Source organism: Thalassococcus sp., assembly GCF_982780845.1.
In genome coordinates this window covers 57664-80433 of sequence record NZ_CEYADA010000013.1, presented here as the reverse complement: position 1 = coordinate 80433, position 22770 = coordinate 57664, and the positions used below count along the sequence as shown (strand labels likewise).

General features: G+C 60.0%; 26 protein-coding genes. 4 read left to right on the top strand and 22 right to left on the bottom strand.

The genetic code is table 11. The features are described 5' to 3' along the window. Positions 1–16: 16 nt before the first annotated feature. Entirely contained in the window at positions 17–436 is a 420-nt protein-coding gene (locus AC4FIA_RS14305; RefSeq protein ID WP_490366408.1) for a PaaI family thioesterase, read from the top strand. Between the two features lie 39 nt (positions 437–475). Here the strand turns inward: AC4FIA_RS14305 and AC4FIA_RS14300 are convergent, their stop codons facing one another. From AC4FIA_RS14300 to ruvC, 15 genes are all read right to left on the bottom strand, one after another. Beyond that, positions 476–1069, bottom strand: a complete 594-nt coding sequence (locus AC4FIA_RS14300) for an MOSC domain-containing protein (RefSeq protein WP_490366407.1) — start codon at positions 1067–1069, stop codon at positions 476–478. 20 nt (positions 1070–1089) lie between these two features. Then, on the bottom strand, positions 1090–1869 hold the full coding sequence (locus AC4FIA_RS14295; protein ID WP_488048624.1) for a methyltransferase domain-containing protein: 780 nt from the start codon (positions 1867–1869) through the stop codon (positions 1090–1092). Further along, on the bottom strand, positions 1866–3785 hold the full coding sequence (ftsH, locus tag AC4FIA_RS14290; protein WP_490366406.1) for an ATP-dependent zinc metalloprotease FtsH: 1920 nt from the start codon (positions 3783–3785) through the stop codon (positions 1866–1868). Before ftsH ends, AC4FIA_RS14295 begins: the two co-directional genes overlap by 4 nt. A gap of 78 nt (positions 3786–3863) precedes the next feature. Continuing rightward, a complete protein-coding gene (gene tilS, locus AC4FIA_RS14285) occupies positions 3864–5120 on the bottom strand; it encodes a tRNA lysidine(34) synthetase TilS (protein WP_490366405.1) in 1257 nt (418 codons plus the stop codon). Next, positions 5117–5968 (bottom strand): tol-pal system protein YbgF, encoded by an 852-nt coding sequence (gene ybgF / locus AC4FIA_RS14280; protein WP_490366404.1) that lies wholly within the window; start codon positions 5966–5968, stop codon positions 5117–5119. The genes tilS and ybgF overlap by 4 nt, the downstream gene beginning before the upstream one ends. A gap of 3 nt (positions 5969–5971) precedes the next feature. Continuing rightward, positions 5972–6493 carry a peptidoglycan-associated lipoprotein Pal gene (gene pal / locus AC4FIA_RS14275; protein ID WP_488048628.1) on the bottom strand — a complete coding sequence of 174 codons (522 nt, stop codon included), beginning with the start codon at positions 6491–6493 and terminating at the stop codon, positions 5972–5974. Positions 6494–6645: 152 nt separating this feature from the next. Beyond that, on the bottom strand, positions 6646–7938 hold the full coding sequence (gene tolB / locus AC4FIA_RS14270; RefSeq protein WP_287476868.1) for a Tol-Pal system beta propeller repeat protein TolB: 1293 nt from the start codon (positions 7936–7938) through the stop codon (positions 6646–6648). A 186-nt stretch (positions 7939–8124) separates the two neighbouring features. Next, entirely contained in the window at positions 8125–9258 is a 1134-nt protein-coding gene (locus AC4FIA_RS14265; RefSeq protein ID WP_490366403.1) for a cell envelope biogenesis protein TolA, read from the bottom strand. A 23-nt stretch (positions 9259–9281) separates the two neighbouring features. Next, entirely contained in the window at positions 9282–9764 is a 483-nt protein-coding gene (gene tolR, locus AC4FIA_RS14260) for a protein TolR (protein WP_103908950.1), read from the bottom strand. A gap of 3 nt (positions 9765–9767) precedes the next feature. Then, a complete protein-coding gene (gene tolQ / locus AC4FIA_RS14255; protein WP_490366402.1) occupies positions 9768–10463 on the bottom strand; it encodes a protein TolQ in 696 nt (231 codons plus the stop codon). A 103-nt stretch (positions 10464–10566) separates the two neighbouring features. Then, a complete protein-coding gene (ybgC, locus tag AC4FIA_RS14250) occupies positions 10567–10956 on the bottom strand; it encodes a tol-pal system-associated acyl-CoA thioesterase (protein ID WP_103908952.1) in 390 nt (129 codons plus the stop codon). A 61-nt stretch (positions 10957–11017) separates the two neighbouring features. Continuing rightward, positions 11018–11650 (bottom strand): hypothetical protein, encoded by a 633-nt coding sequence (locus AC4FIA_RS14245; RefSeq protein ID WP_490366401.1) that lies wholly within the window; start codon positions 11648–11650, stop codon positions 11018–11020. 67 nt (positions 11651–11717) lie between these two features. Continuing rightward, a complete protein-coding gene (gene ruvB, locus AC4FIA_RS14240; protein WP_490366400.1) occupies positions 11718–12746 on the bottom strand; it encodes a Holliday junction branch migration DNA helicase RuvB in 1029 nt (342 codons plus the stop codon). A gap of 9 nt (positions 12747–12755) precedes the next feature. Then, positions 12756–13427, bottom strand: a complete 672-nt coding sequence (gene ruvA / locus AC4FIA_RS14235) for a Holliday junction branch migration protein RuvA (protein ID WP_490366399.1) — start codon at positions 13425–13427, stop codon at positions 12756–12758. Next, positions 13424–13924 (bottom strand): crossover junction endodeoxyribonuclease RuvC, encoded by a 501-nt coding sequence (gene ruvC, locus AC4FIA_RS14230; protein ID WP_287476867.1) that lies wholly within the window; start codon positions 13922–13924, stop codon positions 13424–13426. The genes ruvA and ruvC overlap by 4 nt, the downstream gene beginning before the upstream one ends. Before the next feature lie 295 nt (positions 13925–14219). Here ruvC and AC4FIA_RS14225 point away from each other — a divergent pair, with 295 nt between their 5' ends. Further along, the gene (locus AC4FIA_RS14225; protein WP_103908956.1) at positions 14220–14429 is read left to right on the top strand and encodes a DUF1127 domain-containing protein; all 210 of its coding nucleotides are present in this window, start codon (positions 14220–14222) and stop codon (positions 14427–14429) included. Positions 14430–14508: 79 nt separating this feature from the next. Here the strand turns inward: AC4FIA_RS14225 and AC4FIA_RS14220 are convergent, their stop codons facing one another. The 6 genes from AC4FIA_RS14220 to AC4FIA_RS14195 form a co-directional block, all read right to left on the bottom strand. Next, a complete protein-coding gene (locus AC4FIA_RS14220) occupies positions 14509–14850 on the bottom strand; it encodes a hypothetical protein (protein ID WP_488048634.1) in 342 nt (113 codons plus the stop codon). A 96-nt stretch (positions 14851–14946) separates the two neighbouring features. Then, entirely contained in the window at positions 14947–15828 is an 882-nt protein-coding gene (locus AC4FIA_RS14215) for a 50S ribosomal protein L11 methyltransferase (RefSeq protein WP_490366398.1), read from the bottom strand. Positions 15829–15903: 75 nt separating this feature from the next. After that, the gene (locus AC4FIA_RS14210; RefSeq protein ID WP_490366397.1) at positions 15904–17136 is read right to left on the bottom strand and encodes an MFS transporter; all 1233 of its coding nucleotides are present in this window, start codon (positions 17134–17136) and stop codon (positions 15904–15906) included. A gap of 45 nt (positions 17137–17181) precedes the next feature. After that, on the bottom strand, positions 17182–17649 hold the full coding sequence (locus AC4FIA_RS14205; RefSeq protein WP_490366396.1) for a cupin domain-containing protein: 468 nt from the start codon (positions 17647–17649) through the stop codon (positions 17182–17184). Positions 17650–17748: 99 nt separating this feature from the next. After that, on the bottom strand, positions 17749–18510 hold the full coding sequence (locus tag AC4FIA_RS14200) for an ABC transporter permease (RefSeq protein ID WP_103908960.1): 762 nt from the start codon (positions 18508–18510) through the stop codon (positions 17749–17751). After that, the gene (locus AC4FIA_RS14195; RefSeq protein WP_490366395.1) at positions 18507–19451 is read right to left on the bottom strand and encodes an ABC transporter ATP-binding protein; all 945 of its coding nucleotides are present in this window, start codon (positions 19449–19451) and stop codon (positions 18507–18509) included. Before AC4FIA_RS14195 ends, AC4FIA_RS14200 begins: the two co-directional genes overlap by 4 nt. A 121-nt stretch (positions 19452–19572) precedes the next feature. Between AC4FIA_RS14195 and AC4FIA_RS14190 the strand changes: the two genes are divergently transcribed. Then, a complete protein-coding gene (locus AC4FIA_RS14190) occupies positions 19573–20541 on the top strand; it encodes a DMT family transporter (protein ID WP_490366394.1) in 969 nt (322 codons plus the stop codon). Positions 20542–20548: 7 nt separating this feature from the next. Here AC4FIA_RS14190 and hemE read toward each other — a convergent pair whose 3' ends face one another. Continuing rightward, positions 20549–21577 (bottom strand): uroporphyrinogen decarboxylase, encoded by a 1029-nt coding sequence (gene hemE, locus AC4FIA_RS14185; RefSeq protein WP_490366393.1) that lies wholly within the window; start codon positions 21575–21577, stop codon positions 20549–20551. A 95-nt stretch (positions 21578–21672) separates the two neighbouring features. Between hemE and hemC the strand changes: the two genes are divergently transcribed. Then, positions 21673–22644 carry a hydroxymethylbilane synthase gene (gene hemC / locus AC4FIA_RS14180; protein WP_490366392.1) on the top strand — a complete coding sequence of 324 codons (972 nt, stop codon included), beginning with the start codon at positions 21673–21675 and terminating at the stop codon, positions 22642–22644. Positions 22645–22770 lie beyond the last annotated feature (126 nt).

Below are 22770 nucleotides of genomic sequence, written 5' to 3'. Positions count from 1 at the left end.
ATGATCCAGTGCGGGCATGGAACAGATCAGACAGAAAATCCGCGACAGCTTTGCCCGCCAATCCATGATGGGCACTTTGGGTGCTGAATTGGGCAGTATCGAAAAAGGAAGCGTCGAGATCACCGCGCCGATTGGCGACCATATCCGGCAACAGCACGGCTATGCCCATGCGGGACTGACCTTTTCCATCGGGGACAGCGCGGCGGGTTATTCGGCGCTGACCGTGATCCCCGAGGATCAGGAAGTCGTCACCTCGGAAATGAAAATCCACCTGCTGGCCCCTGCCCGCGGCACATCATTGATCGCGCGCGGCAACGTCGTGAAAGGTGGACGGCGTTTGGTGATCGTGACAGCGGATGTTTATGCTGTGGAAGACTGGCAGGAAACCCACGTGGCCATGCTGTCAGGAACGATGGTCCCTGTGCCGGTGGGGTGATTTTGAAGACGGAAAAGACTTTCCAAACAACATTCCCCCCTACAACACACTCTCGATATGCGCCCAGATGGGTTGGTGGGGGATGTGCAGTTGCAGGTCTTCGCCCAGCCGCAGGTGACCGGGCCGCTCGACCCAAGCGGTGATGCCGCGTTTGCCCCTTGCGGCGGCGGCAAAGCGTTTGCCGAAGCCTTCGTGTTCGCGCTCGATCTCGCGCGCGGGAAGGCCGCAGGGGCGGTTTTCCATGTCGACGACCAGCATACCGCCATCGGCCAGTTGCAGCCGCGATGACGGTGGGATGTGCGAGAAGTTGGGGATGCCTTCGACCACCATCGTCGCGCCCAGCCATTCCGGCGCGATTTGGGTCATGCCCATGGCCTCGGCGATCTGCGTCAGTTCCTCGGCCGAGACGATGGAGAGTTGCCGGACGTTCCGGATTTCCGTTCCGCGTGGGTACTGTTTCAGAAGTCGGCTGCACGAGGGGCGGTTGATGCCTGCGTGGCTGTCCGCGGCGACGCCTTCCCATGTCAGTTCCAGATGGTCACACGGGGCCGAGCGGATGCTGTCGGGCGTGGGTGTGACTGTGCCCAGCCATGTGATGCGGGCGTTGTATTGCGTGGGCTTCAATGCGGGCATGGGACTGCCTTTGGAAATGCTTAGACTTGGACCGTAATAAACAAGCGGCGGAACGGGAACAGGACCGATCCGGTGGGGCCCTTGGGATAGGCTTTGCCAATCACGGCCTCGTAGGCGGCGATCAGTCTTGCTTGTTCGTCAGGGTCCAGCGCCTGCAGGATCGGGCGGGCATAGGTGCCTTCGGTAAAACGACGCACGGGGTTGCCTTCGCCGTCCGGGGCCAGTTCCTGATAGTATTCGGTTTCCCACAGGGTGACTTTACCCAAGGGGGCCATCAGCCGGTGGTATTCCGCAGGCAGCAGGATGCCCGGCTGTTTGCTGTGATCCACTCGACCCGGAAAAAGTTCATCTACCAGTTGGCGCCACAGGCGGTGCGACGGTGCGTTGCGCTGGTGGGGCAGTTGCACCGCCAGATAGCCGCCCTTGGTCAGCATGCCCGCCAGTTTGGGGAACAGCGTGGTGTGATCCGGCAGCCATTGCAACACCGCGTTGGAAAAGATCAGCGCGGGGGGCGTTTCGGGGGACCAATCGGCGATATCCATTTCCCGAAGTTCGGAATAGACGCCGGTCAGTTTGGCGTGGTGCAACATGGCAGGGCTTGAATCGATGCCGATCAGCGGGCGGCGCAACTGGCCAAGCGCTGGTCCGACCTCGCCACTGCCGCAGCCCAGATCGATGACGTCGCCTTCGGGCAGAGGCCCCAGAGACCGCATCAGATCCAGCGCGGGGCGCAAGCGTAAACCCCGGAATCGTTGATAGACTCCGGGGTTCCAATCCATATCTGCAGATGTGTCCATCATGCTGTGGGTTCAGGCTCCAGCCCGGCATCGCCGGACGGCTTGGACTTGGGTTTGGTTTTCGGAACCGCAACAAGGCTTGGCTTGTCGTCGTCCTTTTCCTTATCCGCGTCGCCATCGTCCTTGTGCGGCGGTTCGCCGTTCATGACGCGTTTGATTTCGTCACCTGTCAGCGTCTCATATTCCAGAAGACCCTGCGCCAGACGTTCCCACTCATCATTCTTTTCGGTCAGAATGCTGAAGGCACGTTCGTAAGCTTCCTGAATGAAGCGTTTCACTTCTTCTTCGATCAGCTCTTTGGTGTGGGCGGAAACCGACAAACCAGCGGTGTTGCCGCTATAGCCTTCGTGGGCTTCGGAATAGTCGATGTTGCCGACCTTATCGGACATACCCCAGCGCAGAACCATAGCACGGGCCAGCGCCGATGCCTGCTGGATATCGCCAGCCGGACCGTTCGACACATTGTCAGCACCGTACTTGATGATTTCCGCAGCCTTACCGGCCATGGTCATCGCCATCTTTTCCTCGCACTCGGAACGGTGCCAGTTCAGACGGTCGATTTCCGGCAGGGACACAACCATACCCAGCGCACCACCGCGCGGGATGATTGTTGCTTTGTAGACCGGATCACACTGCGGCAGATGCATGCCGACAACAGCGTGGCCTGCTTCGTGGTAGGCTGTCTTTTCCTTCTGGTCCTGCGTCAGAACCATGGAACGACGTTCTGCGCCCATCATCACCTTGTCTTTGGCGTTCTCGAAATCGACCATCGTGACAAAGCGGCGACCGACACGGGCAGCCATAAGCGCAGCCTCGTTCACAAGGTTCGCCAGATCGGCACCCGAGAAGCCCGGTGTACCACGCGCGATGATGCGCAGGTCGACATCGGGGCCAAGCGGTGTCTTGCGTGCGTGCACGCCAAGGATCTTTTCGCGGCCTTTCAGGTCGGGGTTCGGAACTGTGACCTGACGGTCGAAACGGCCCGGACGCAGCAGCGCGGGGTCAAGCACATCACGACGGTTGGTTGCCGCAACGATGATCACGCCTTCGTTCGCTTCAAAGCCGTCCATCTCAACCAGCAACTGGTTCAGCGTCTGTTCGCGTTCGTCATTACCGCCGCCATAGCCGGAACCACGGTTACGGCCCACGGCGTCGATTTCGTCGATGAAGACGATACAGGGCGCGTTTTTCTTGGCCTGTTCGAACATGTCGCGGACGCGGGATGCGCCCACACCAACGAACATTTCAACAAAGTCGGAACCAGAAATGGTGAAGAACGGCACGCCCGCTTCGCCCGCGATTGCGCGCGCCAGCAGTGTTTTACCGGTACCCGGAGGGCCCACCAGAAGCGCGCCTTTGGGGATTTTGCCGCCCAGACGCGAGAATTTCTGCGGGTTGCGCAGGAATTCAACGATCTCTTCCAGCTCTTCCTTGGCTTCGTCGATGCCTGCCACGTCGTCAAACGTCACGCGGCCATGCTTTTCGGTCAGCATCTTGGCCTTGGATTTGCCAAAGCCCATCGCGCCACCGCGGCCACCGCCCTGCATCCGGTTCATGAAATAGACCCAGACACCGATCAGCAGCAGGAACGGCAGAAGCGAAATCAGGAACGACTGGAAGCCGGACTGTTCCTGCGCCTCGGCGCGGAAGGGAACGTCGTTGTCCAGCAGAAGCTGGGTCACTTCGGCATCCTGCGGTTTGATCGACACGAAATCAGTGCCGTCAGATGTGCGGAAACGGATCTGTTCACCGTCGATGGTGACGTTGCTGACCGTGCTGTCCTCAACCGCCTGCACAAAGTCCGTATAGCTGGCATCCCGGCTTTGCAGGGTAGACCCGCCGCCAGAGAACAGGTTGAACAGTGCTAGGACGAGCAGAAACAGAACGACCCAAAACGCGATGTTGCGTGCGTTGCCCAAGGCAAATCTCCTAAAGTCAGATTGCCGGGTGCATAACATACCCGGGTTGGGCTTAACATAGGGATTGGTCAGCCCGGTTCAATGCGAAAGAAAGTCTTGGAAAGACTGTTCTGCCCTTAATTCAAAGCGAATTTCCGCTTCCTCAGGGCGAAACGCCGCAGTTGCCAGCAAATTCCCGCCCTGATCGAACAAAGCAGGCAAGGATAGCGCCAAGCGATGCGGCAAGGTTGCCGTCGCCTTATCCGCGATCTGCTGCCAGCCTTCTTGCCCCAAGGGTGCAATTTTCGATTCTTCTGGCGCCTGCCCGATTAGCTGCCAGCGGCTGTCCCATGTCTGGGCCGGTGTGCAGGTCAGGTCAGCCACGGCGTTCAGTTCACGGCAGAGGTTCAGCGCGTCTTTGCTGGCGATGATGTCGACCCCGCCCAGCGTGCCTCCGCCCCCTGCCATGGCACGATCCAACAGCGCGGCCAACGCATCGGCGCGGGGTTTATAGGGCTGGTTACCGATCCACTGGATCGCAGCGGCCAGAATGCGCAACTGAGTGTCACGTTCCACAGTGGCAAAGCCATCGCGGTCCAGACGAAGGGTTCCAAGGGTTTCAGAGCCGATACGGCTAAAAACATCAGCCGCGCGGGCCTTTAACGCCACCTGCGCGCGGGCCAGTCGCGCGGCGGTGTCGGACAAGGTTTGCACCCCGATCCCCTCAGCCTCTAGCACGCCCATCAACTGGCGCATCCGCACGCGGTCATAGCTGCGGTCTTCGTTCGTGGGGTCATCCGCCCAAGGTACCTGAAGCACCCGGCAATAGTGGCGCAGGTCTTCGCGCCGTTCGCCCAACAAAGGCCGGACCACGCGCATGTCACCGACCCGACGGAACGCCGCCATGCCGGACAGCCCATCCACACCGGACCCACGAGCCAGACGCATCAGAACGGTTTCCGCCTGATCATCTGCTGTGTGGGCAAACAGAACATCGCGCGTTGCCCCGCGCCAATCGTCGATCAACCGCAACCGCGCAGCGCGGGCCGCGTCTTGCAGGTTGCCGCTGTGATCCCAGCCTGTCCATTTCAGCGTATAATGCGGCCAGCCAAGCGTGGCGCATTCGGCGGCAACCATTGCGGCCTCTTCAGCCGCTTCAGGGCGCAGCCCGTGATCGACCGTCACTACCCGCAGCTTGACGCCCCAATCGCGCGTCCAGTTGTGGGCCAAGGCCAGCATCGCCATGCTGTCGCCCCCGCCAGAGACGGCCAGACCGATGGTATCGGGAAAGTCGGGGCCAAGAAGCTGGCCCATGGATTCGGCAAACCGCTCTTGCAGAGACGGTGCGTCTGTCACTGGCAGTTCAGACCTGCGCGCGACGTTGCAGCATCCTGCGCAAAGGGGCTGTCGGGAAAGCGCGACGGAACTTCGGCCAAGGTCACACAGGCCTCGGTCACGCTGCCCAAGGTGGCCAGCGACACACCCAGACGCCACAGCGCTTCGGGCGCGATCGCGCTGTCGGGATAGCCGGAATAGGAATTCAGATAGGACCGCGCCGCATCGCGGGTGTTGCCCAGCCCGTCCAGCGCACGACCGTGACCGACCAGCGCTGCGGCCTCAAGCGGACCACCAGGATAGGTTTCACGGAAGGCTGCGAACTGGTCCGCAGCCGCCTGATATTCGCCGTTTTCCAACGCAGCTTCGGCGCGGCGGAAATCCTGTTCTTCACTTGCTGCCAGTTGCACCGACGGGTCGGTCAACGGCAGGTCATGACCTGCCACATCCGGTTCCGGTGCGGGCGCAGGGGCCGGTGTGGGCGCAGGGGCCTCGCCGCCAATCGGTTTGGTCTGACCCAGATTGCCAAGATCGCAGCCAGGCTCGACCTCGCACACGCGGAATTCCAGATCGCCGATCCGGTTGGTGCCGTCGGTGACGACCTGATCAATGCGGAACTGCATTTCTTCGGTCCGGTTCGTCAGGCGCTGAAGCTCGGCCTCGATCGCGTTCACACGATCCAGCGTGCTGCCCGACACACCGACGGTGGTGCCGCCGGTCGTGGACAATTCGCGTTTCAGCTTTTGCAGCTCGAACGTCAGGACGGACAGGTCCTGACGGATATCGGCCAGCGTAGACGTATCCTGCGCCATGGCCCCACCGGCCATAAGCCCAAGAAAAGACGAAAGAAGTACAGTCCGCGTGATCATGGCTTAGCTAAGCGACCCGATGGAAATGACGGTCACAGCGCGGCGGTTCTTGGCATAGCACGCCTCTTGCGAACAAACCTCGATCGGGCGTTCCTTGCCGTAGGACACGAAGCGCATACGGTTCTGCGCGACGCCCTTGGCGACCAGATATTCCATCACGGCGTTCGCACGACGCGCACCCAGTGCAAGGTTGTATTCCCGTGTGCCCTGCTCGTCGGCGTGGCCTTCGATCACTGCCAGATAGTCGTTGTTGGTCATCAGCCACTGCGCCTGACCGTCCAGCACGCTCTGCGCCTCGGGCGACAGGGTGGACTGGTCTACGGCGAACAGCACGCGGTCACCGATGGTCTGGTTGAAGTATGCGGGCGAACGGGGGTCGTTCGCGCTGCCGGGGATGATGCCCTGATTGATGCCTGCGTTGGCATCCATGCCGGTGCCGTTCATATCGTCAAAGCGGTCTGCACGCGTACAGGCGGTTGCGCCCAGCAGGGCAACCATCAGTGTGGCGTTGATAAGCGTTTTCATGTGTTCTGTCCTGCTCGTTTCGGCCGGAATTTATATGGCCTGATTGTCTTGGTCAGAAATCTAGCACAGCCAGTTGCCCTTGGGAATCCTTGCCGAACATTGTCGGCAAGGCCCTGCCAGCACAATCCTGTGAGGATTTTGCCCTGATCCGTTTATTGCAGCGGGCCCCAGCTTGGGTCCGAGCCGCCCGCCGGTGTTTGCACCCGCTTCAGGTTCCGACCAGAAATATCGACGGAGTAAAGCGCGGATGAGCCGCTGGCGCCTTGGGTTTCACGGGCGAACATCAGCACACGACCGTTGGGCGCCCAAGTGGGACCTTCATCAAGGAAGGACGCGGTCAGAAGGCGTTCTTCCGAGCCGTCGGTGCGCATCACGCCGATGTGGAAGCGGCCTGCGTTCTGTTTGGTGAACGCGATCATGTCACCACGGGGCGACCAGACCGGCGTGCCATAGCGGCCCTCGCCAAAGCTGATGCGGCGCGGTTCGCCGCCAGAGGTGGACATGATGTACAATTGCTGGGTGCCGGAACGGTCGCTTTCGAACACGATCTGCGACCCGTCGGGCGAAAAGCTGGGTGCCGTTTCGATGGACGGGCTGGTTGTCAGCTGGGTGACCTGACCGGACCCGATGTCCATGCGGAACAGATCGGTGTTGGACCCTGTGGTCGCGGAATAGATCAGGCTTTGGCCGTTGGGCGCGAAACGGGGCGCAAAGCTCATCATGCCGCCTTGCGCAGGCAGGATACGGCTTTGGACATCACCGACGTTCAGCACGTGAATGCGCGGCTCTCCTGTCTGATAGCTGGTGTAAATCACGCGCGACCCATCCGGCGAAAAGCGCGGTGCCAGAACAATCGCGCCCGAGCCCGTCAGATACTGAAGGTTCGCACCGTCGTAATCCATGATCGCAAGGCGCTTGGCGCGCTGGTCCTTGGGGCCGCTTTCCGATACGAACACCACACGGCTATCGAAATAACCGGTTTCGCCCGTGATGCGGGAATAAACCTGATCGGCCACTTTGTGGGCCATGCGGCGCACGCCATCGGCGGTGCCGACAAACTGCATCCCCTGCCCGACTTCCGCGCCCGAGAACACGTCATAGACGCGGAATTTCACCACCAACTGGCCATTGGCATTCACATCGGCCGCACCTGTGATCAGCACCTGCGCATTAATCGCCTTCCAGTCTGCGAATTGCACGGGGCTTTGGAAACTGGTGATCTGGCTGATGTGCGCCTCGCGCGGGATTTCACGGAACAGCCCTGTGCCCGTCAGATCAGACGACACCACCTGGCTCAGTTCCTGCGCGAAATTCTGGGCCGCGGCGCTTTCGGCAACAAAGGTGGGGGCTGCAAAGGGCATCGGTTCGATCACACCCTCGGTGATTTCGATCCGCAAAGGCTGGGCCGAGCTGGCTGCCGGTTGAAACAGCAGACCAACGGCCATGACAGCCGCCCCCAAAGTGCAGAGCTTGAAAACGTGACCGAGACCTAACATGGCAAGCCTTTCCAAAGTGCTTTGTCGTTCAACTAGGGTTCAACGCTACAACGACGGTGCCGCAACGCGTGGTGTAATTCGAGTGGGAAAAACATTGCGCATTGCGCATATGTGCCCCGTATGATGCTGCGCCGATCATCTTAGACGCATCCCCGACGGATCAAAGACCATCTCGATCTCTTTCCACTGGGCGTATTTTTCAGCCGGCAGGTCATAGCCATCTCCCTGACAGCGCAGGATCGCTCGTTGGGCCGCTCGGAAGGCCGTATCGACAGCTGAGCCGGATCCGCCAGAGGACGAAACCATCCGAATGGAATCGGCCACGACACGACCTGTGTCCTCCATCTCCATTCCGACGACGACGGTGACGTTGGCAGATTGCGATCCCACATCGATCACCCAACAACGCTGAACGGCAACGCGCAGCGCGTCTTTTTCGCCGCCTGTAATGGGCGGGCCGACCGGAAGGTCAGGTTCAGGCGTGGTGGTGCCACCGGACAGCGCCGAGGCGACCGCATCGGCCACAGCGTCCGCCAACGGATCAGACGCAGGTTCCGGTGTGGTGGTCGCGGTTTCAGTCTGGGCTGGTTCCGGTTCAGGCGCGGGTGCAGGGCGGTTCGGGCGCGCTTGCGGGCGCACGGATGCCGTCGGCGAACCCGAGGGCTGTTCGGCTTCGGTCACGATCTCGGTCGCGGTTTCTTCGGGCGCGGTGGCCTCTTGCGGATCTTGTTCAACAGCCGTGTCGCTGGTGGCATCCTCGGTCACGGCCTGCTGGACCTCTTCGCCAACGGGGGTGTCTTCGGGTTGAGGCGCAACAGGTTCAGCCGCCACGCGCGGCGCGGGGCGCGGCACGGGGCGCGTCGAACGTTCAGGCGCAACAATGACCGGCGCGGGCGCAGGCGGCTTCGCGTCAACAACCTGCGGCACCGGATCAGGTTGCGGCACTGGATCAGGTTGCGGAACAGGCTCGGGTGCAGGTTCCGGCGTTGGCGCAGGTTCGGGGGCCGGTGTCGGCGTTGGGGTCGGCTGCGGTTCGGGTTCCGGTGCGGGTGGCGTTGGTTCGGGCGTGGGTTCGGGTTCTGGCGTGGGCGGCGCGGCCACGTCTACTGTGGCCTCGGGCAAGGCCGCAGGCTGCGACAGAGCTGCGAACTCTGCCTCGGACAGGATCGACACGTCGGCCACTTCGACCGGATCGGGGTTGGGCCGGAACAGGTCGCCGAACAGCACAAACAGCACAAGTGCCGCGTGCCCTGCCGCCGATATTTTCATACCCGTGTTCATGCCGGAAAACCTCAGTTCCCCGCCCCGTCAAGCGTCGGGCCGCCAATATCCGTGACCAACCCGATAGACGAAAATCCGCCCGCATTCAGCGCGCCCATGATCTGGGCCACGGTTTCATAGGGAACCGAGCCGTCTGCCCGCAGATACACACGGTCGTCGGCGCGTTCCGTCGCAATTGCGCGCAGGCGGTTGACCAGATCGGAACGGTCCACTTCGGTCGTCTGGATCATGACAACGCCACTGGCATCGATGGTGACAGTCAGCGGTTCTTCGTTGTCCGACGGCAGCGATGTCGCCGCCGTTTTCGGCAGTTCGACCGGCACGCCGACCGTCAGCAAAGGCGCGGCCACCATGAAGATGATCAGCAACACCAGCATCACGTCCACAAACGGCGTGATGTTGATTTCCGACATGGGACGGCTGCTGCCGCCACTGCGCCGGCGACGTCTGCGGCTTCCGCCGCCTCCGCCAGAATTGACAACCCCTGCCCCCATGGATCAGGCGTCCAACTGGCGCGACAGGATGGTTGCGAATTCGTCGGCAAAGGCCTCGTACCCGCCGATGATACGGTCACTGTCGGCAGACAGCTTGTTGTAGAACACAACCGCTGGAATCGCGGCCAGAAGGCCCAGACCTGTGGCCAGAAGCGCCTCGGCGATACCGGGCGCCACGACGGCAAGGTTTGTGTTCTGCTGCTGAGCGATTTCGATGAAGGCATGCATGATGCCCCAGACGGTGCCGAACAGACCAACGAAGGGCGCTGTGGAGCCGACGGTCGCCAGAACCGGCAGCCCGCGTTGCAGATCTTCGGCCTCTTTCTGGATGGCAACATCCATCGACCGGTCGATCCGCGCCTGTGCGCCTGCAATCAGCCCGCCGTCCTGCCGGTGCGATCTGCGCCATTCGGTCATACCCGAGGCAAAGACCCGTTCGGAATGACCAGCGGGTTCAGGCCCGATCTGTTCATAGAGTTCATCCAGAGGCTCGCCCGACCAGAACGCTCGATCAAAGGCTTCGGCCTCGGCGCGTGCATTGCGGTAGCTGATCATTTTCTGGATGATGATGGACCAAGACCAGAAGGATGCCAGAACCAGCATCAACATCACCAGTTTAACAGTCAGGGTCGCGCGCGCAAAAAGCGCCCACATGGAGAAGTCGATCTCCTGTGCCAGCGCAAGGGTTTCTGTTTCCATTAGCCTGCTCTTTCCAACTCAAGCCTCTTTCGGGCCGTTAATTGCAGGCAGGAATACAGGAATACGAGAGATAAAGCCAACACATTGGCGAGAGCGGCTGTAATCAGTGCAGTTGCAAGCGGATATTTGCCGGAAGCCGCGCGGGATGGCCCGACAGGCTGACGCAGACAATCGTCACCTCGGCCTGAAACAGCAGTTCTTCGTCGCGGCGGATTTCCTGATGCATGATCAGACGCGCCCCTGTGACGGCGCGTGTTTCGGTGTGCACCGTCAGGCGATCATCGAATTTGGCAGGGTGCAGATAGTCGGCCTCGACGCGGCGCACGGCGAAAACAATGCCGTCCTCATCCCGCATTTTCAGCTGGTCGATGCCCAGTTGCAGAACCCAGTCAGACCGCGCCCGTTCGATATAGCGCAGGTAGTTGGCGTAATAGACGATGCCCGCCATATCCGTGTCTTCATAGAACACGCGCACTGGAAATGTGTGTGACATGGCAGACCCCCTAAACCGTTGTGGCGCACCCTAAGCGCGCGGTGTGACAGTCGCAAGACGACTAGGCTGGGCGATCTGCCTGAAGGCGGGCGAACAGGCGCAGCGCATGGGACGGGTCTTGCGCCATGGACGGCAGGATCGGATCGTAGGCCGCGCGCAGCAGGCCGGCGATGTCGGGGCGCAGGATCACCGCGCCGTTTTCCACCTGCCCCAAAGGCGAGCGGTCTTTGAACGCGGTGTCGGACCACAGCAGCATGGATTGCACCACTTGCGACAGCGCCAGCGTATCAGCAGGCACTGCTGACAGGTTCTTGTCCATCCGCAGGAAGATAAAACAGGCCTTGATCGCGCCGTCTTCGTCAAAGCGGAAGATGCGGTACTGGTTGGCCTCGGCCTTTTCCAGACGCTCGACCAGCGGCTTCAGATCGGGGATCATCCGGTCAAGGTCGGGCACCTCGGGCAACTCGGACCAATCACGGAAAAAGAAGACCATGACGTTGGCGCCCAGTTCGGGGTCCGTTTCGGCCATCTTGTGACCGGACAGGGCACAGACGGCCTCGAACGCGCCTTTGACGACAGACAGGGTTTCGTCGGCCACGCCGAACACGATCGGGGATAGCGGACGCCCCCAGCGCGCAAACAGAAAGCTGCCGTCGCTGCGGGTGAAATGGGCTTCGATGTCTTTCGGATCCATTGCCAAACCTCTGCCTTTGGGCGTTGGCGGCGATGTCGCATTCTTGGGGCCGAAGGGCAAGGGTTGGCTATTTGCCGAACAAATCCGTTTGCCCCGCAGGTTTCGGCATCGGCAGCCCCAGATGCGCCCACGCCTTTTGCGCCAGCATCCGACCACGGGGCGTTCGCTGGATCAAACCCTGTTGCAGCAGGTAAGGTTCAATCACCTCTTCCAGCGCATCGCGGCTTTCGGACAGGGCGGCGGATAGGGTTTCGATCCCCACAGGCCCGCCCGCATAGTTTTCCGCGATCAGCGACAGGTAACGACGGTCGGCACCGTCCAGACCCAGTTGATCAACGCCCAGACGGGTCAGCGCGTTGTCGGCCAGTTCGCGGGTGACAACACCGTCGCCTTCGACGATGGCAAAGTCCACCACGCGGCGCAGCAGGCGGCCCGCGATACGCGGTGTCCCGCGCGCACGGCGGGCGATTTCGCGCGCGCCGTCGGGATCAGAGCGCACGCCCAGCTTTTCCGCGTTGCGCGACACGATGTGGTTCAGCTCATCCACCGTGTAGAACTGCAGCCGGGTTGGAATGCCGAAACGGTCGCGCAACGGCGTGGTCAGCAGGCCCAAACGTGTGGTCGCGCCGACCAGCGTGAAGGGCTGCAATTCGATCCGCACGGTCCGCGCGGCGGGGCCTTCGCCGATCACCAGATCAAGCTCGAAGTCCTCCATCGCGGGATAGAGCACTTCTTCCACCGCCGGATTGAGACGGTGGATTTCGTCGATAAACAGAACATCCCGCGCCTCAAGGTTGGTCAGGATCGCGGCCAGATCACCCGCCTTGGCCAGAACCGGCCCAGATGTCATGCGGAAGTTCACACCCAATTCCCGCGCCATGATCTGCGCGAGCGTGGTTTTGCCCAATCCCGGCGGGCCGTGGAACAGAGTGTGATCCATCGCCTCTTGCCGCTGACGGGCGGATTGCAGGAAGATGCGCAGGTTGGCCCGCGCTTCGGCCTGACCGACGAAATCATCCAGCGTCTGCGGGCGCAGGGCGCGGTCGCGATCCTCGGGCAGTGGATCGGGGCGCAATGTGGGATCAGAGTCTTGCATATCGTGCCCTTAGGATTTCGGAGCCAGCAGCTTCAGCGCGGCGCGGATCAAGGCGGAGGTGTCCGCCTCGGGGTTTTCGCCAGCAGCCTGCGCCACAGCGCCCGCCGCCTCACCCGGAGCATAACCCAGATTACCAAGCGCCGACAGCGCCTCGGCCTGTGCCGACTGGTTGGGTTTCGGTTTGGGCGCTTTGGGGGCTGGCGTGGCCGGTTCGATTACTGCGTCATCTTCAGGCAGAACAGGGGCCGCAGTGGGTTCGGCAGTCCCCATGGCCATGACGGCAGGTGCCTTGTCCTTAAGCTCGATCACAACGCGCTGCGCGGTTTTCGGGCCGATGCCCTTGGCCGCTTTGACCGAATTCCAGTCACCCAAAGCAATCGCGCGGCTGACGCCGTCGGGGCCAAGCGTGCCCAGAATGGCCAGCGACGCCTTTGCACCGACGCCCTGCACGCTCATCAACAATCGATGCCATTCCTTTTCCACCAGCGTCGGAAAGCCGAACAGCTGCAAAAGGTCTTCGCGCACCAGAAGATCGGTGAACAGCGCCACGGCCTCGCCCACACCGGGCAAGGACGCCATCACACGATCCGAGCAATAGACAACATAGCCCACGCCACGCACGTCGATCAGAACGTGATCCATGGCCTTATATTCGATACGCCCCGCAATCCGGCCAATCATGCCGCACCCCCGACAACCTTGGGCGCAGCGGGCGCCCGCATGTAATACGCATGGCAAATCGCAATCGCCAAAGCATCGGCCGCGTCCGGACTTTCGATCTGGACGCCAGGCAATTGCATTTTCACCATGTGATTGATCTGGTTTTTGTCGGCATGGCCAACACCCACCACGGTTTTCTTGACCTTGTTCGGGGCGTATTCCCCGATCTCCAAGCCGAACTGCGCAGGCACCAAGACGGCAATCGCCCGCGCCTGCCCCAGTTTCAGCGTTGCGACAGCGTCCTTGTTCACAAAGGTCTGTTCGACCGCCGCCGTTTCAGGCGCATATTGCTGGAAGATACCGGTCAGTTGCTGATGCAGCGACAAAAGACGCGGGGCCAGATCGCCCGCCGAGGTATGCAAAGTGCCGTTGGCCACATGGCGCAAACGGACGCCATCAGCCTCGATCACGCCCCAACCGAGATTCCTTAACCCCGGATCAATGCCGATTACCCTGATCACTGCCGCCTCTCATGTGCTTTTGGATGAAGTAGCACGAAAGGAGAACATTCGCCAAGCGCAAAGCGCGGGTCGGCAAATTGCCAAGACGCCCGCCAAGACAGCAGCGCAAAATGACGAATTGCATCGTCACTTTGTATTTTCGTAAATATTTCTGTTACTTAAGTGTGATGCTGCTATGCAGAAAATGCATCTGGGCTATGCAAAAACTCGGGCTTGTTGGTTTACAAACTGCGCAATATTTGGGCGGCAGACGAATAAATACCCCCATAAAATCAGCATCCGGAAAACCATCATGGCTTTTTTTGACACAACACGTACTTCACTCGCCCCGACCGGCCTTGCCAACGGCATCGGTTCGCTTTTCGTATCCGCGTTCGGCACAGCCAGCCACTGGAACGACGTCCGCCGCACACAGCGCGCCCTGTCGCAGCTGTCTGACCGTGAACTGGAAGACATCGGCCTGACACGCGCCGACATCGCAAAGGTCGCGCGCCGCGCCTAAGCCCGTCGCGCCTTTGGGGGGACGCAAAAAGCCCGCACTCTGGACAAGAGTGCGGGCTTTCTACGTGAATGACTACGCTTCAGAGAATGTTGGAGAACACACTCGCTAACTGAGAGGTTACCGGGTCGGGTGCCATGATAAACGCGCCAACCTTTTCAGCCAGATTTCCGCTGGCTAGGGAATCGACGTGGCTAAGGTAGTCGACCTCGCCAAGATACGTCTGAAACAGAACCTTCATGCCAAACAGAAATGCGATGAAAAACACGAATGGACCACGCATTGACGTCGTGGAAAGAACCGTGGGTTTTTGAATGAAAACCCCGTTTTCGTCCACTTTCGTACGATAGCCAAAGGCCATTTTACGATGTTTTTTTCGCACCTGTTTATGGCGCTTTGCAAAAGCAGCAGCACTATTTTGCATCGTTACCTCGAACCAACGGTCCCCACCGCCTGTTGGATTTAATTAAAATCCTAATCGGGCAGAAGTGCGGCTGGATTCAGGCAAATAAGCGGATGCTCAGGCCTTATCGGCTTTAATCAAGGTTAACGTTGTCCACTCGCCGATTTCCTCGCGGAAATGCACAACCACCCCGTGTTTGCTGTACTCATCCACAACTTCATCCGCCTGTTCATTCAGGATTCCGGACAAAATCGCATAGCCGCCGTCCTGCAAGTTTTTGCCCATATCAGGGGCCAAATCGATCAGCGGGGCCTTAAGGATATTGGCGAAAATAAGATCGTAGGGCGCTTTATCCTGTAGCGCATCTGCACCAAATCCAGCGGCCTCGAGACAATTCACACGGCCTTCCAGATCGTTTGCGCGCACGTTGGCCTCGGCCACTTCAACGGCCACAGCATCGATATCGGACGCCAGAACCGTTTCCGGCCAGACCCGTGCAGCCGCCATCGCCAGAACAGCCGTGCCACAGCCGATATCCAGCACGTTCTTGCAGCGCACGCCTTCGTTCAGCAGACGGTCCAGACCGCGCAGACAGCCCTGTGTCGTGCCGTGGTGGCCGGTACCAAAGGCCATCGCAGCCTCGATCAGCAGGGGTTCCGCGTCTGCGGGCACCTTGTCGGCATCGTGGCTGCCGTAGACAAAGAACCGGCCCGCTTCGACCGGCACCAGTTCGCGGCGCACCTTGGCGACCCAATCGGTGTCGGGCAGTTCCGACACCACAAAGGGTTTTGCGTTGAACGCCACCGCCAGCAAAGCCAGTTCGGCGTCATCGGGTGCTTCGTCTTCGAAATAGCCGCCCACTTCCCAGATGCCTGCGCCGTCTTCGATTTCGAAGACGCCAACGCCTGTGGGTTCAGGCCAAAGGTTTTCCATCGCGCGACCCAATGCCTCTGCGCCTTCGCGCCCTGGAAGGGTGGTGAATGCGGTGTAGGTGGTCATGGCTTTGGCCCTTTACGGTCAAGAACGGTTTCGCGGGCTTCTTCCACGCCGCGCAGGTTTTCACAAGCGCCGCGATTATTCCGCAGGTGCAGGCAGCGGACGCGACAACACGGTTTCACGACCCGGTTCCGGATGACGTGGGATCAACAGCGCCAGACCGAGAGAGGTCAGCGCCATGCCGGATGCCATCAGGAACACCAACTGCGGCGATTGCAGCCAGAGATAGCCCAAAAGCGCAGGCAGGAAGACCGCCGCGATGTGGTTGATGGTAAAGGCCACCGCCGCCGTTGGCGCGATATCACCCGGATCGGCGATCTTCTGGAAATAGGTTTTCAGCGCCAAGGCCAGTGCAAAGAACAAGTGGTCCAGCACATACAGAACCGCCGCCAGCACAACACCCCAGCCGAACCAGTAGATACCGCCATAGGCAAGGAACACGGCAGCCAGACCCACGTATTCAAACACCAGCGCATTGCGTTCACCGAAACGATGCACGGCATGGCCCATCAGGGGGGCAAAAATCATATTAGCGATCAGGTTGATCAGATAAAGCGCCGTCACCTCGTGCACGTCAAAGCCAAAGCGTTCGACCATCATGAAGCCTGCGAAAACCACAAAGATCTGGCGGCGCGCACCGGCCATGAATTGCAGTAGGTAATACAGCCAGTACCGGCGGCGCAGGACGAATTTCTTGACCTGCGGATTGGGGGCTTCGAACTGCGGGAAGGCCAGAATGCAATAGGCCACAATGACAATCGTCATGCCGCCCGAGGCAAGGTAGACAAGGTTATAGCTGAGATCGAGGCTTTCCCACGTCATCACGATCAGCACATAAGCCACCAGCGTCGCGGCGGATGCGGCGGCCACCAGTTGGCCCAACACCTGAGGCGCGCGGTTCTTCGGCAGCCATTGTAGCTGCAAAGACTGGTTCACCGTTTCGTAATAGTGAAAGCCGATCGACGACAGCATGGTGATCGTCAGGATACCGCCCATTGACGGGAACCATGCCGTGACCGCCGTTGCCGCCCCCAGCATCAACAGCGCGACCATGGCCAGAACCTGTTCGCGCATAAACATGATCACGACAATCACACCGACTGCCAGAAACCCGGGAATTTCGCGAACGGTGTGCAGCCAGCCAATGTCAGAGCCGTCGAAATCGCCCACTTCGATGACAAAGTTGTTCAGCAGCGCTGACCATGTCGAAAAGCTAAGCGGCATGGCAATCGCCATGAGGAACAATAGCGTCACGGGCCGCTGCCAGAACGGCAGCGTGCGGGCGTCATCAAGGGGAACAATACGGGCCATGCGTTTGCTTTACGCCGATTGTTGCCCCTTGGCGAGTGCTGAAATTCAGCCCGAGAAGCGGTAATTCACATCTGCAAAGCTGTCGCGCGGGAAGCCGTAGAGAAAGCGCAAACCATCAGGGCCTGCAACCACATCATGTTCGGCGTTTTCAGGGATATAAAGCGCGATGCCGGACGCCAGTTCGTGTGCCACGCCATCAATTGTGACTATGCCGGACCCGGACAGACCGAAGTAGAACTCAGACGGATCATGGCGGTGTGCGCACAGCGTGCCTTCGGGGCCGAATTCAGCGACCCCCAGGACCATGCCGGACGTCTGCGTGCGGTCAGCCGAAAACAGCGTGCGCCAAAGTACCGTGCCAAACGCGGGGTCTTCGCCGCCCTCAAGGGGCGCATGCGCCGCATTGGACACGACAGGCATTGCCGCCATGACCGCTGCGAAATCGGTTTCGACTGTGTGTACCTCGCCTGCCGGCATGTCGACGACGGGCATATCTTCGTTGGAATAGTCCATGCCGCATCTCCCATTGCAGCGTGAATTGTCCAAACAGGCTAATCGAATCACGACGTGTCGCACTTGCCTATGCGCGACACGTTTTTGTCGTTTTGAGCCTTAGGCCCGGATGCGCCAACCGGTGCGGAAAATCCACCAGATCACGCCCATGCAGATGACGGTAAAGCCGCCAATCGCCAGAAGGCTGACAAAGATCGGCACATCCGCCAGCCCGTAGAATGACCAGCGGAAGCCCGAAATCAGGTAGACCACCGGATTGAACAGGGCGACCGTCTGCCAGAATGGCGGCAACATCGAGATTGAATAGAACGCCCCGCCAAGGAAGATCAGCGGCGTCACGACCAGCAAAGGCACCAGTTGCAGCTGTTCAAAGTTGCTGGCCCAGATGCCGATGATGAAGCCCATCAACGAAAAGCTGAGACAGGTCAGCAGCAGGAACGACAGCATTGCCAAGGGGTGCGCGATTTGCAGGTCCACAAACAGCGCGGCGGTTCCCAAGATCACGATCCCGATAAACAACGCCTTGGTCGCGGCGGCCCCGACAAAGCCCATCACGATTTCAAGGAAATTGATGGGGGCAGACAGGAATTCGTACATCGTCCCGATGAATTTCGGGAAATAGATGCCGAAGGACGCGTTGGAAATCGCCTGCGTGATCACCGATAGCATCACCAGACCCGGCACGATGAACGCCCCATAGCTGACACCTTCGACCTGATCGATGCGGCTGCCGATGGCTGCACCGAAGACCACGAAATAGAGCGATGTCGAGATAACGGGCGAAATAAAGCTTTGCGCGAGGGTGCGGAAGAAACGCGCCATTTCGAACTTGTAGATGGCTGCGATAGCGGTCCAGTTCATGCCGCGTCCTCCTTGTTTTCGGTATTGTGGACAAGGTCGACAAAGATATCTTCCAGCGACTTCTGGCGCGTCTGAATATCGCGCACATTCAGCCCTTCGGCGGTCAGCGCGGCGATCAAGCGGGCGATGCCCGTGCGTTCCGCGGCGGTGTCATAGGTATAGACCAGCGACGCGCCATCGTCACACAGGTCCAGATCGAAGTCCGCCAGCGCTTCAGGAAGCTCGGACAGCGATTGCTGCAATTCGATGCACAGCTGCTTCTGTCCCAAACGCTGCATCAGCGCGTCTTTTTCCTCGACCAGCAACAGCTGACCGCCCGAGATCACACCGATCCGGTCGGCAATTGCCTCGGCCTCTTCAATATAGTGGGTGGTCAGGATGATAGTCACGCCATCGGCGCGCAGTTCTTCGACGATCTCCCACATGTCGCGACGCAATTCCACATCGACGCCAGCGGTGGGTTCATCCAGAAACAGCACGCGCGGATCATGGGACAGCGCCTTGGCGATCAGCACGCGGCGCTTCATACCGCCGGACAATTCGCGAATGGCCGAGTTGCGTTTGTCCCAAAGCGACAGGCGGCGCAAAATCTGTTCGATGCGCGCGTCATCGCGCGGCTTGCCGAACAAACCACGGGAATAGCGCACCGTGTTGATGACCTTTTCAAACGGCTCGAGGTTGATTTCCTGCGGCACCAAGCCAACCATCGTGCGCGCTGCGCGGTAGTCGGTGATCACATCGTGACCACCCACACGGACGTGCCCGCCCGTCGGCGTCACCAATCCGCAGATCGTGGAAATCAGCGTTGTCTTACCCGCGCCATTGGGGCCAAGCAAAGCCAGAATCTCACCCTTCTCGATAGTCAGAGTGACACCTTTCAGCGCCTCGAAGCCGCCATCATATATTTTTCGGACGTCATCGATTTCGACCATTCCAGCCATACGCCACCTCACTTTCCAGACGCGCACTCTACCAATGCTTAATTCTTTAGCAATGCGCACTAACGCAGAGCTAACGTGCATTTCGGTTTAGTCGTTCCAGACAACAAACATTAACAGACGCATGACGACAGAGATTTATACAAACCGGCCAGCCGCTGGGATCGCGCTTGTGATTATCGGGATCATCGCGATTTCGGTAAACGACATGCTGGTCAAATGGTTATCAGCGGACTACCCGCTACACGAAATCATCGCGATCCGGTCGTTTATCGGACTGACGTTGATCATGGCCTTTCTCCGGTTTGACGGGGGGCTAACGTCACTGCGAACGCGCACGCCGGTGATCCATATCCTGCGCGGGCTGTGCATCGTGATGGCCAACCTAACCTTTTACGCCGCTGTCGCGGTCATGCCCTTGGCGCAGGTCACGGCGCTTTTCTTTGTGGCGCCGCTGTTCATCACCGTCCTGTCCGTGTTCTTGCTAAAAGAAGCGGTTAGCGCCGCCAGCATCGTAGCGGTTTGCGTGGGATTTCTGGGCGTTATGGTGATGCAGCGGCCATGGGGATCGGGCGACGCCGACACGCCGACGCTGGTCTTTTTCCTGCCGATCATGGCTGCGTTTCTCTACGCCCTGACCCAGACACTGACGCGCAAACTGGGCCTGACCACGCGGGCCTCTGCGATGGCGGTTTATACGCAATCGATCTTTCTGATCATCTGCGCCTCGATGTTCCTTGTGGCGGGCGACGGGCGCTTTGCGGCAAACACCACGAATGAAAGCCTGCTATTCATCGTCAAACCGTGGATCGTGCCCCCGACAGAGGACCTTTTGATCCTTGCGCTTCTGGGCGTTCTTTCCGCCGTCACGGTGTTCACCCTGACGCAATCCTACAGACTGGCCAAAGCCGCCATCATCGCACCATTTGAATATATCGGCATGCCCTTGGCCATCCTGTTGGGGTGGCTGGTCTTCGGCGAATGGCCCACGATCGAGGTCTGGATCGGCTGCGCCCTGATCATCGGCGCGGGGCTTTATGTTCTGGCACACCAGAAAGCCAAGCCGCGCCCCCGACCGAAAGTCAGCACCTGAGCGCGACTTACATGCCGCGTACAGTGTCGATCATCAGTTTAACGTTTTCAGGGTCCGCATCGGGGGTAATGCCGTGGCCAAGGTTGAAGATGTGCGGGCCATTGCGGAACGCTTCAACCACACGCTTGGTTTCAGCCACCAGCGCATCGCCGCCTGTCACCATATGGGACGACGCCAGATTGCCCTGAACACAGCCCGACACCTGAACATGCTCGGCCGCCCATTCCGGCGTAACGCTATCATCAATGGCCACACAGTCGGCACCAGTTGCCTGATGGAAGCCGATGTAATGATCTCCGGCCTGACGCGGGAAGGCGATGACCGGCAGGTCAGGGAAACGCGACTTCAGTTCAGAGGTGATAATCCGCGCCGGTTCCTGCGCGTATTTGATGAAATCATCCCCCTTCAGCGACCCCGCCCAGCTGTCGAAGATTTTGACAACCTCGGCACCGGCCTTCACCTGCTCGGTCAGATAATCAATCGTGGATTCCGTCAGGCGGTCGATGATCTTTTCGAACAGCGCACGGTTTTCTTCTTTCAACGCGTGGGCCGGTCCCTGATCCGGCGTACCGCGACCGGCGATCATATAAGTGGCAACCGTCCATGGCGCGCCGGCAAAACCGATCAGCGTGGTTTCCTCGGGCAGTTCGCGGCGCAGGATGCGCACGGTTTCGTAAACAGGGTTCAGCGTATCATGGATCATCTCGCCGCGACCCAGCTTATCGAAATCCGCATCCGACGTGATCGTCGATAAACGCGGTCCTTCGCCGGTCACGAACCACAGATCCGCGCCCAGCGCCTGCGGCAGCAACAGGATGTCGGCAAACAGGATCGCCGCGTCGAACCCGTAGCGGCGGATCGGCTGCAGCGTAACCTCGGCCGCCCGTTCGGAGTTATAGCACAGCGACAGAAAGTCGCCCGCCTCGGCCCGTGTTGCGCGATATTCCGGCAGATAGCGACCCGCCTGCCGCATCATCCAGATCGGCGGTGTGGGCAGCGTTTCGCCTTTCAGAGCGCGCAGGATGGTTTTGGTCATGAGGGCCTCCTAAAGTGTTGTGACCGTGGTCCAATGTCCGTCCCCACATGTCAAGGCCGGTTGTCAGCCCGAAATGACGCAGCTAATGCTGTCGCATGAACATTCAGCTACCGACTCCCGACAGCCCGCTTCGTATCGGCACCCGCGGTTCGCCGCTGGCCGTGGCGCAAGCCCACGAAACCCGCGACCGTCTGGCCGCCGCCCATGATCTGACCCACAACTGCTTTGAAATTGTGGTGATCAAGACGACCGGCGATGACCGCAGCCTGATCGACGCGGATCGTCCGCTGAAAGAGATCGGGAACAAAGGTCTGTTCACCAAGGAAATCGAAGAGGCGATGCTGGACAGCCGCATCGACATCGCGGTCCATTCGTCCAAAGACCTGCCCACGGTTCAGCCTGACGGCCTGATCGTCGATTGCTTCCTGCCCCGCGAAGACGTGCGCGATGCGTTTATTTGCGAAGACTACGACACAATCCACGATCTGCCCCAAGGCGCGGTTGTAGGCACATCGTCGCTTCGCCGCCGCGCGCAACTTTTGCACCGCCGCCCCGATCTTCAGGTCGTCGAATTCCGCGGCAACTTGCAAACCCGCCTGAAAAAGCTGAATGACGGCGTGGCCTGCGCGACCTTCCTTGCGATGGCGGGCCTGAACCGTCTGCGTATGGACAGCGTTCCGAAACGCGCCATTTCGCCCGACGACATGCTGCCTGCGGTGGCCCAAGGCGCCATCGGCATCGAACGCCGCATCAGCGATGAGCGCGCCAAGGCGATGCTGGACGCAATCCACGACGCGGACACCGCCACGCGGCTTGATGCGGAACGCAGCTTTCTTGCTGAACTCGACGGCTCTTGCGAAACGCCCATCGCGGCGCTGGCGGAACTGGACGGCGACACGATCACCCTGCGCGGAGAGGTTCTTCGCCCCGATGGTACCGAGGCCATTGCGGACAGCCTGACAGGCCCTGCGGAAGACGCCGCCACCATCGGCCGCACGCTGGCCAAATCGCTGCTTGATCGCACAGGCCCCGGTTTCTTCGACTGGATCGAAAAGCCAACCGCCTAAGGCGCCTGCTGACCTGATTCCAATTTGCACCTGATAAAGCCCCGATCACATCTGTGGTCGGGGCTTTTTGTGTACAACGGCATCCAGAGTATCCGGTATTTCAACAGAAACGCGGGCGTTTAGACG

Bases quoted from the DNA above. Each gene is read 5' to 3' on its own strand.
- AC4FIA_RS14305 (WP_490366408.1), top strand. From the start codon at position 17: ATGGAACAGATCAGACAGAAAATCCGCGACAGCTTTGCCCGCCAATCC.
- AC4FIA_RS14300 (WP_490366407.1), bottom strand. From the start codon at position 1,069: ATGCCCGCATTGAAGCCCACGCAATACAACGCCCGCATCACATGGCTG.
- AC4FIA_RS14295 (WP_488048624.1), bottom strand. From the start codon at position 1,869: ATGATGGACACATCTGCAGATATGGATTGGAACCCCGGAGTCTATCAA.
- ybgF (WP_490366404.1), bottom strand. From the start codon at position 5,968: ATGATCACGCGGACTGTACTTCTTTCGTCTTTTCTTGGGCTTATGGCC.
- pal (WP_488048628.1), bottom strand. From the start codon at position 6,493: ATGAAAACGCTTATCAACGCCACACTGATGGTTGCCCTGCTGGGCGCA.
- tolB (WP_287476868.1), bottom strand. From the start codon at position 7,938: ATGGCCGTTGGTCTGCTGTTTCAACCGGCAGCCAGCTCGGCCCAGCCT.
- AC4FIA_RS14265 (WP_490366403.1), bottom strand. From the start codon at position 9,258: ATGAAAATATCGGCGGCAGGGCACGCGGCACTTGTGCTGTTTGTGCTG.
- tolR (WP_103908950.1), bottom strand. From the start codon at position 9,764: ATGGGGGCAGGGGTTGTCAATTCTGGCGGAGGCGGCGGAAGCCGCAGA.
- tolQ (WP_490366402.1), bottom strand. From the start codon at position 10,463: ATGGAAACAGAAACCCTTGCGCTGGCACAGGAGATCGACTTCTCCATG.
- ybgC (WP_103908952.1), bottom strand. From the start codon at position 10,956: ATGTCACACACATTTCCAGTGCGCGTGTTCTATGAAGACACGGATATG.
- AC4FIA_RS14245 (WP_490366401.1), bottom strand. From the start codon at position 11,650: ATGGATCCGAAAGACATCGAAGCCCATTTCACCCGCAGCGACGGCAGC.
- ruvB (WP_490366400.1), bottom strand. From the start codon at position 12,746: ATGCAAGACTCTGATCCCACATTGCGCCCCGATCCACTGCCCGAGGAT.
- ruvA (WP_490366399.1), bottom strand. From the start codon at position 13,427: ATGATTGGCCGGATTGCGGGGCGTATCGAATATAAGGCCATGGATCAC.
- AC4FIA_RS14225 (WP_103908956.1), top strand. From the start codon at position 14,220: ATGGCTTTTTTTGACACAACACGTACTTCACTCGCCCCGACCGGCCTT.
- AC4FIA_RS14220 (WP_488048634.1), bottom strand. From the start codon at position 14,850: ATGCAAAATAGTGCTGCTGCTTTTGCAAAGCGCCATAAACAGGTGCGA.
- AC4FIA_RS14215 (WP_490366398.1), bottom strand. From the start codon at position 15,828: ATGACCACCTACACCGCATTCACCACCCTTCCAGGGCGCGAAGGCGCA.
- AC4FIA_RS14210 (WP_490366397.1), bottom strand. From the start codon at position 17,136: ATGGCCCGTATTGTTCCCCTTGATGACGCCCGCACGCTGCCGTTCTGG.
- AC4FIA_RS14205 (WP_490366396.1), bottom strand. From the start codon at position 17,649: ATGGACTATTCCAACGAAGATATGCCCGTCGTCGACATGCCGGCAGGC.
- AC4FIA_RS14200 (WP_103908960.1), bottom strand. From the start codon at position 18,510: ATGAACTGGACCGCTATCGCAGCCATCTACAAGTTCGAAATGGCGCGT.
- AC4FIA_RS14195 (WP_490366395.1), bottom strand. From the start codon at position 19,451: ATGGCTGGAATGGTCGAAATCGATGACGTCCGAAAAATATATGATGGC.
- AC4FIA_RS14190 (WP_490366394.1), top strand. From the start codon at position 19,573: ATGACGACAGAGATTTATACAAACCGGCCAGCCGCTGGGATCGCGCTT.
- hemE (WP_490366393.1), bottom strand. From the start codon at position 21,577: ATGACCAAAACCATCCTGCGCGCTCTGAAAGGCGAAACGCTGCCCACA.
- hemC (WP_490366392.1), top strand. From the start codon at position 21,673: ATGAACATTCAGCTACCGACTCCCGACAGCCCGCTTCGTATCGGCACC.